The following is a 6,668-nucleotide window of genomic DNA, read 5'->3' as shown; positions in this document are numbered from 1 at the left end:
CTGTACGACAACAACACCTCGGTCTCGACCACGCCGCGCAGCATCGACCAGAACGACAGCGACGTGTCGTGGACGGCGGGCCTGAACTACACGCTCAACGACAGCGTCAGCCTGTTCGGTCGCGTCAACTCGGGCTTCACCTTCCCGCAGTTCGACAATCTGCGCGACGGCGCCAACAACAAGACCGAGATCGACCAGTACGAGCTGGGCCTGAAGGCCGGCGGCGAGACGTACGAGATGTATCTCACCGCGTTCTACAACGACTTCACCGGCCTGCGTTACCAGGCGTTCGACAACAACGGCAACAACGTCGTCATCATCGGTGACTCGAAGGCGCGTGGCCTGGAGTTCGAGGGCGCGTGGCGACCGGTCGGTGGGTTCGAGCTGGCCTGGAACGCGACCTGGCTGCGCGCCAAGTATGGCGACTTCTCCACGTTCGACGGCAACCAGGTGGTGCGCCAGCCGAAGTTCCGCGCACGGCTGACGCCGAGCTACTACTGGTCGCTGCCGTGGGGCGACCTGAAGGTGTTCACCACCTACACCCACGTGGGCGATCGCTACTCGGATCCCGCCAACGGCCAGGTGCTGCCGAAGTACGACACCTGGGACGTCGGTGCCAGCGCGCACCTGGGCGACCACTGGGAGTTCACCTTCTCGGGCCGCAACGTCACCGACGAGATCGCGCTGACCGAGGGCAATGCCCGCGTGCTGGGCAATGCGACCAGCGGTGGCGTGTTCATGGGCCGTCCGCTGGAAGGTACGTCGTACCAGGCCTCCGTCGCCTACCGCTGGTGATGTAGCGCGGCCCGTGTTCGCGCGGGCCGTCTTCCGCCGCCGCGCCGTCTCTCCCCGGCGCGGTGGCGGATATCCTCTTTGCACTGGGCGTCGCGCGGCAGGGCCGCGCTGACGTCGCGCACGAACCGACCGGTACCGCCCATGACGCGCACCCGCATGATCCTGGCGATGATCCTGACCTACATGATCTTCGCCATGCTGTTGAACTCCGTGGGCACGGTGATCCTGCAGTCCATCCAGGGCTTCGGCATCAGCAAGGCCGATGCGAGCCTGCTGGAAGCGTTCAAGGACCTGCCGATCGCGGTCACGTCGTTCCTGGTGGCCTCGTTCCTGCCGAGGCTGGGGTATCGCCGCGCGATGATGCTCGGCCTGTCGCTGGTCGCGCTTGCCTGCGCCGCGATGCCGCTGCTGCATGCGTTCTGGGCGACCAAGTTGCTGTTCACCACGGTCGGCGTGTCGTTCGCGCTGGTGAAGGTGTCGGTGTACTCCAGCATCGGCCTGCTGACCGAGGACGCGAAAGGACACGCCGCGTTGACCAGCACGGTCGAAGGCTGGTTCATGGTCGGCATCCTGGGCAGCGCGTGGCTGTTCGCCGCGTTCATCAATGCTGAGGTGCCGGGCGATCCGGCGTGGCTGGACGTCTATTGGGTGCTCGCCGCCCTGTGCGTGGCGGTGGTCGTCCTGCTGGCGACCTGCACGCTGGACGAACGCGCCGCGCAGGATGGCCATGCGGCGGGCGAGTCCTTCGTCGACATGTTCCGCCTGCTGGCGTTGCCGCTGGTGGCGGTGTTCCTGGTGTCCGCCTTCCTCTACGTGTTGATGGAGCAGGCGATCAACACCTGGTTGCCGACCTTCAACCGCGAGATCCTGTACCTGCCCACGACGCTCAGCGTGCAGGCGGCCGGCATTTTCGCCGGGTCGCTGGCGCTGGGCCGGCTGGGTGGCGGCGTGCTGCTGCGGCGCGTGCCCTGGTTCTGGTTGCTGAGCGGGTGCGTGGTCGCGATGGCGGTGCTGGTGCTGGTGGCGCTGCCGCTGGCCGCGAACGTGCAGCCGCGCGAAGGCATGACGTGGTGGAACGTGCCGCTGGCCGCCTATGTGTTTCCGTTGATCGGCCTGCTGATGGCGCCGATCTACCCGGCGATCAATTCGGTGGTGCTGAGCGCGCTGCCGAAGGCGCGGCATGCGGCGATGACGGGCTTGATCGTGGTGTTCTCGGCGCTCGGCGGMACCACCGGTTCGTACATCACCGGACAGTTGTTCGCGCATTTCGACGGGTCGCGCGCGTTCTACCTGCTGCTGGCGCCGATGGCGCTGCTGGTGGTGTCGATGGCGCTGCTGCAGCGTGCGGTATCGAAGCGGAACGGCATGCTTCCGGTGGCGTGATGCGAACGCGTTGACGCCGCGTGGCGTATCGTTCGCCCTCCTGTTCTGGACGAGACGACGCATGAATGCGACCGGCGTGGCATTGGCTCTCTTCATCGGCATGCTGCTGCCGCTGCAGGCGTTGATCAACGCCTCGCTCGGGCGACAGACCTTCGGCCCGGTGTTCGCGTCGCTGGCGTCCTTCATGGTCGGCACCGGCGTGCTGTTGGCGTGGTGGCTGCTGACGCGGCCGGTGTTCGTGCCCGCGGCACTGGGCAAGGTGCCGTGGTGGGCGTGGACCGGTGGCGTGATCGGTGCGGTGTTCGTGGCCTCCGCCACCCTGCTCGTGCCGCGGCTCGGCGCTGCCTCGCTGATCTGCCTTGTGGTGGCCGGACAACTGGTGGGTTCGGTGGTGCTGGACCACTTCGGCGTGCTGCATCCACGACAACCCGTCGATGTCGTGCGTATGGCCGGCCTTCTGCTGGTGGTAGCGGGTGCGGTACTGGTGGTGAAACCCTGGCAGGGTGCCGGCGGCTGAGCATGGACGTGCTGACCGGCCTGCCGCCGGTGGTCGCGCCGGACTGCCGCGTGCTGATACTGGGATCGATGCCGGGCACGGCCTCGCTGCAGGCGGCGCGCTACTACGCCCATCCGCGCAACCGCTTCTGGCCGGTGATGGAAACGCTGACGGGCGTGGCGGCGGATGCCGCCTACGAGGTGCGACTGGCGGCCCTCCAGCGCGCGGGCATCGGTTTGTGGGACGTGATCGGCGAATGTCGTCGCACCGGCAGCCTGGACAGCGCCATCGTGCGCGGCAGCGAACGACCGAACGCGATCGTGCCACTGATCGCCTCGCTGTCCGGGCTGCGCGCCATCGCGTTCAATGGCGCGACGGCGTCATCGCTGTTCCGCCGCCATGTGCAACCGCAGTGGCCAGCGGCATCGCAACGCCGCGTGCAGAGCGTGGCGCTGCCATCGACCAGCCCGGCGCATGCCGCGATGGGACTGGCCGCATTGTGCGAGGCGTGGAGCGTGCTGACGCCGTGGCTGGCAGACTCAGCCCAACGCGGGGCGGGACTGCGGCCGGACCCGTAGCCACACGGTCTGCACCGCGAGCACGACCGCGACGACGACCGCCACCACCGCGGCCGTGTCGCTGCCTGGCACGGTCCAGCCCGACTGCTTCACGTACACCGCCGCCAAGGCCCACAGCGCGGCCGCGGCAAACAGCAGGTTGCCGCGCATGCGATGGTTCGCCCACAACAGCAGCGCGGTCGCCAAAGCGAACAGCACCAGCGTCCATGGCAGCATGGCGTCGGTCGGCAGCAGCCGGTATGCCACGATCACCTGCGCGGTGTTGAGGAAGGCCGCCATCGACAGCCATCCCGCATGCAGCGACAGCGGCGCCCATGCCCACGCAGTGAGGCCCGGGGTGGTGGTGCGCGCGTCGGAAAGCGCCACCGCGCAGCGCAGCAGGCAGGCCAGCGCCCCCCAGATGATCAACAACGCCAGCCAGAACAGCTGTTGCGAGAACACCGGCATCCACACGGCGGTCAGCGCGAAGCCGCCCGCCGCCCACGGTCGCACACCGGCGAGAGGCGCCGTCGCCACCCGCCGCGAAAACGCCTGCCAGACGCCGAACACGACGTCCCACAGGAAGATCAGGCCCCAGATGGCGAAGGCGTAGCCGGCCGCCACGATGAGCGTCGGATATTGGTCCGAGATCGCACCATTGGTGGGGCCGAACGAACCCTGCTGTGACAGCCAGGACACGACGGGCATGGCGAGCGACAACAGCAGGACGAGCCAGCGCATGGGAACCTCCGGGAAGGGATGGGCGGCGATGCTAGGCGTGGGCCCGTGAACGCCGCATCCAGATACGTGCGAACGCACATGTCGGATGAACAATGCGGGTGCGTATTGCGGGGTCGCGTGCTACGTCGTCGTCCGACCAAAGGGATACCACTGCGCGCGCGACGGGGCGCAATGTCCCTCGGGGACAGCAATTAACACGAAGGAGTGGTTGGCGCATCGCGCCACTGCGGACACAATAGGGGTTCCCTTCTTCACGCCCGCACCGGAGTAACGCCATGTCCGACATCAAGGAAGCCAAAGTCCCCGATATCGGTGACTATGACGGCGTACCGGTGATCGAGATCCTGGTCGCCGTGGGCGACACGGTGAAGAAGGACCAGGGCCTGGTCACGCTGGAGTCGGACAAGGCGACCATGGAAGTGCCGTCGCCGTTCGCCGGCGTGGTGAAGGAGATCAAGGTCAAGCTGGGCGACGAGATCGCCGAAGGCGCCGTGGTGGCGCTGATCGAAACCAGCGAAGGCGCTGCCGAGGCCAAGCCCGCCGCCGCACCCTCACCGACCGCCACGGCTGAAACCGGCGCGAAGGTCGAACCGGTCGCCGTGTCGCCGACGCCGGATAAGATCGCCCAGCGCGAGATCGCGCAGGAGCGCGCCTCACCCGCCGTGGCGCCCGCCGCCTCGCGCGTGCTGGACGACAAGCCGGGCATCGATCCGGAAGCCYCGCCGCCGCGTACGCCGCCGGTCGAATTCAACGCCGACCGCGTGCTCCCCGAGAAGGTCGCCTACGCCAGCCCGGCCGTGCGCCTGTTCGCGCGCGAACTGGGCGTTGACCTGAATCAGGTGAAGGGCACCGAGCGCGGTGGGCGCATCAGCAAGGAAGACGTGCAGAAGTACGTCAAGGGTGCGCTGGCCGGCGGCGTGTCGGCGCCTGCCGCTGCGGGTGCGCCGGTCGCCGCCGGTGGCGGGCTCAACCTGCTGCCGTGGCCGAAGGTCGACTTCAGCAAGTTCGGCGAGACCGAGGTCGTCGCGCTGTCGCGCATCAAGAAGATTTCCGGCGCCAACCTGGCCCGCAACTGGGCGATGATTCCGCACGTCACCCAGCATGACCACGCCGACATCACCGACCTGGAAGCGCTGCGCGTGGCGCTGAACAAGGAGAACGAGAAGGCGGGCATCAAGCTGACCATGCTCGCCTTCCTGATGAAGGCCAGCGTCTCGGCGTTGAAGAAGTTCCCCGACTTCAATGCCTCGCTCGATGCCAGCGGCGAGAACCTCACGCTGAAGAAGTATTTCCACGTCGGATTTGCCGCCGATACGCCGAACGGCCTGGTCGTGCCGGTGATCCGCGACGTCGACAAGAAGGGCGTCAACGAGATCGCGCAGGAAAGCGGCGAACTGGCGAAGAAGGCGCGAGACGGCAAGCTCGGCCCGGCCGAGATGTCCGGCGGCTGCTTCTCCATCTCCTCGCTGGGCGGCATTGGCGGCGTGGCCTTCACGCCCATCGTCAACGCACCGGAAGTCGCCATCCTCGGCGTGTCCAAGTCGTCGATCCAGCCTGTCTGGGACGGCAAGCAGTTCCAGCCGCGCTTGATGCTGCCGCTGTCGCTGAGCTACGACCACCGCGTGATCGACGGCGCCGCTGCCGCGCGCTTCACCGCCTATCTCGCCCAGCTGCTCGGCGACATGCGCCGCGTGCTGCTGTAAGGAGRCCGAGACCATGGCGAACACGATCGAAGTCAAAGTCCCCGACATCGGCGATTACAGCGATGTGCCGGTCATCGAAATCCTGGTCGCCGTCGGCGACACGGTGAAGAAGGACCAGGGCCTGGTCACGCTGGAATCGGACAAGGCCACGCTGGAAGTGCCCTCGTCGGCCGCAGGCGTGGTGAAGGAACTCAAGGTCAAGCTGGGCGACGCGCTGTCCGAAGGCAGCGTCGTGGCGGTGCTGGAAGCCGAAGGCGCCGCCGTCTCCGCACCCGCGCCGGCCGCACCTGCGGCCCCTGCAACGCCGGCCCCGACGCCGGCTGCCGCGCCTGCGCCTGCTGCCCCGGTCGCAGCACCCGCTGCCTCCGGTGGCGGCGGCCTGATCGAAGCCAAGGTGCCCGACATCGGGGACTACGATGGCGTGCCGGTCATCGAGATCCTGGTCGCCGTCGGCGACACGGTGAAGAAGGACCAGGGCCTGGTCACGCTGGAATCGGACAAGGCGACGATGGAGGTCCCGTCGCCTGCGGCCGGTGTCATCAGAGAGATCAAGGTCAAGCTCGGCGATGAACTGGCCGAAGGCAGCCTCGTCGCGATCCTGGAAGGCGAGGGCGCTGCCGCGGCGCCGGCCAAGTCCGCTCCCGTCACGCCGTCGCCCGCCGCCCCTGCCGCACCGGCCACCTCGGCGCCGAAGCCGGCGCTTGGCACCGGCAAGACGGCCGACATCGAATGCCGCATCGTCGTGATCGGTTCGGGCCCTGGCGGCTACACGGCGGCGTTCCGCGCGGCGGACCTCGGTCTCGACACCGTGCTGRTCGAGCGCTACGMMACMCTSGGCGGCGTSTGCCTCAACGTGGGCTGCATYCCSTCGAAGGCGCTGCTGCACGCGGCGGCGCTGATCGACGAGGCCTCGCATTCGGACGACATCGGCATCAGCTTCGGCAAGCCGAAGATCGATATCGACAAGCTCCGCAGCTTCAAGCAGGACAAGGT

At 67.8% G+C, this 6,668-nt stretch carries 7 protein-coding genes; 6 read left to right on the top strand and 1 reads right to left on the bottom strand.

Annotation, left to right across the window (positions count from 1 at the left end; all coding sequences use genetic code 11):
- The 4 genes from AC04L7_RS10200 to AC04L7_RS10185 all read left to right on the top strand — a co-directional run.
- Positions 1–795 (top strand): TonB-dependent receptor domain-containing protein (locus AC04L7_RS10200; protein WP_475512938.1); only part of this gene is annotated, 795 nt, incomplete at its 5' end.
- A gap of 141 nt (positions 796–936) precedes the next feature.
- Positions 937–2,178, top strand: coding sequence for an MFS transporter (locus AC04L7_RS10195; protein ID WP_436000546.1), 1,242 nt, complete (start codon positions 937–939; stop codon positions 2,176–2,178).
- 61 nt (positions 2,179–2,239) lie between these two features.
- Positions 2,240–2,695, top strand: coding sequence for a DMT family transporter (locus tag AC04L7_RS10190; protein WP_296278983.1), 456 nt, complete (start codon positions 2,240–2,242; stop codon positions 2,693–2,695).
- 2 nt (positions 2,696–2,697) lie between these two features.
- Positions 2,698–3,252, top strand: a complete 555-nt coding sequence (locus AC04L7_RS10185) for a DNA-deoxyinosine glycosylase (RefSeq protein WP_436000543.1) — start codon at positions 2,698–2,700, stop codon at positions 3,250–3,252.
- Here AC04L7_RS10185 and AC04L7_RS10180 read toward each other — a convergent pair.
- Positions 3,214–3,972: a hypothetical protein gene (locus AC04L7_RS10180; RefSeq protein WP_299345717.1), complete on the bottom strand. Its 759-nt coding sequence runs from the start codon at positions 3,970–3,972 to the stop codon at positions 3,214–3,216. The two genes, AC04L7_RS10185 and AC04L7_RS10180, sit on opposite strands and share 39 nt — an antisense overlap.
- 275 nt (positions 3,973–4,247) lie before the next feature.
- Here AC04L7_RS10180 and AC04L7_RS10175 point away from each other — a divergent pair, with 275 nt between their 5' ends.
- Positions 4,248–5,675 carry a dihydrolipoyllysine-residue acetyltransferase gene (locus AC04L7_RS10175; RefSeq protein WP_475512937.1) on the top strand — a complete coding sequence of 476 codons (1,428 nt, stop codon included), beginning with the start codon at positions 4,248–4,250 and terminating at the stop codon, positions 5,673–5,675.
- 13 nt (positions 5,676–5,688) lie between these two features.
- On the top strand, positions 5,689–6,668 hold a 980-nt coding region (locus AC04L7_RS10170), incomplete at its 3' end, for a biotin/lipoyl-containing protein (protein ID WP_475512936.1).

The sequence above is a fragment of the Pseudoxanthomonas sp. LjRoot204_2 genome, assembly GCF_056175765.1.
The sequence above is the reverse complement of the archived record's forward strand: the minus strand, read 5'-3'. Positions and strand labels throughout refer to the sequence as shown.

Excerpts from the sequence above, each read along its gene's own strand:
- AC04L7_RS10190 (WP_296278983.1), top strand. The coding sequence starts at position 2,240 with ATGAATGCGACCGGCGTGGCATTGGCTCTCTTCATCGGCATGCTGCTG.
- AC04L7_RS10185 (WP_436000543.1), top strand. The coding sequence starts at position 2,698 with ATGGACGTGCTGACCGGCCTGCCGCCGGTGGTCGCGCCGGACTGCCGC.
- AC04L7_RS10180 (WP_299345717.1), bottom strand. The coding sequence starts at position 3,972 with ATGCGCTGGCTCGTCCTGCTGTTGTCGCTCGCCATGCCCGTCGTGTCC.